The organism is Oleiphilus sp. HI0125 (genome assembly GCF_001635355.1).
Window position 1 is genome coordinate 1 of sequence record NZ_LWGF01000095.1, and the last position, 1149, is coordinate 1149.

Consider the following 1149-nt stretch of genomic DNA (forward strand, 5'->3'; position numbering starts at 1 on the left):
AGTTTATCGCGCGTTGGAAGATTGGGAGCACCTTGTTGCGTGCTTTGAAGGAGATCTTGCTCAACAGCTAAACTTAAGTGCAGATTTTGAACGACAAGCGTGGGCAAAATTATTTGCGACCTATGCTACACGCCTTAAAACCGAGCAAAAAAATGGTGTTTATGTCGAAAGTTTGGAGTCATCTCTTGCTGAAGTATGGCAGCGTGTACCAAGTAAATATCGCTTTGATGAGCACGTCATTCACGCCTATGTGAGAGAGCTAATGAGTGTCGGCTTAAGTGCTGAATCAGAAGTCATACTTCGAAAAGCCCTAGAAAAATCGTGGAGCGAAAATCTGATCGATGCGTATGGGCGAGCAAAGGGCAAAGACGCGACGAAGCAATTGNTACATGCTGAAAAATGGTTAAAGTCGCGACCTAATAGCCCACGTTTGCTGTTAGCGCTTGGGCGACTATCATTACGATGTGAGCTTTGGGGAAAAGCGCAAGAGTACTTTTCATCGAGCCTAGCTCAGCAACCTTCACTAGAAGCGAGCGCCGAGCTCTATCGATTATCTTGCCACTTGAACAAGCCAGCACAGGATACCGACAAACAACTAGAGCATTTAATGCAGCAATTGCACCTTCCTGAATTACCTCAGCCCCGTTAGTAAATACACGAGGTTAAGCCAAATCGTTAACCCTGCTGAATTTATGATCTAGATCTGATCACGACTCACGTACTCAAGCACGTCAGAATAGAAATTCTCATGCTCGAGGCCTGCATCCTCTAAAGCATCCATTGCTGAGTAAACCATGCGAGGCGACCCCGCAACAAAGACCTTAAAGCCAGACAAGTCACCATGCCCTTCTAACACTGCATCAGCTAGCAAGGAGTGGTGCTGAGTGCTCTGGCTCTGCTCTTGGTCATCATCAGCAACAATAGTTTGAATATGCACATTCTCGTACCGATCTTCTAGATCTTTAACATAGTCGAGCGCATACAAATCACTTTCTTTGCGAGCGGTCCAATACAAACTGAGCTCTTTATCAAATCCGTTGCCAAGCAAGTATTCAATTAAACTCTTCATCTGTGCGAAACCTGTGCCCGCAGCAAGTAGCAAAACTGGTTCGCTTGGTACCGAACTTAAGCAAGCCTTTCCAAACGGCA

The 1149-nt window shown here is 45.7% G+C and carries 1 pseudogene; it reads right to left on the bottom strand.

Going from position 1 to position 1149, the window contains the following annotated elements:
- Positions 1-697 precede the first annotated feature (697 nt).
- A pseudogene (locus tag A3762_RS01555) lies at positions 698-1149 on the bottom strand (CDP-6-deoxy-delta-3,4-glucoseen reductase); the annotation flags it as partial.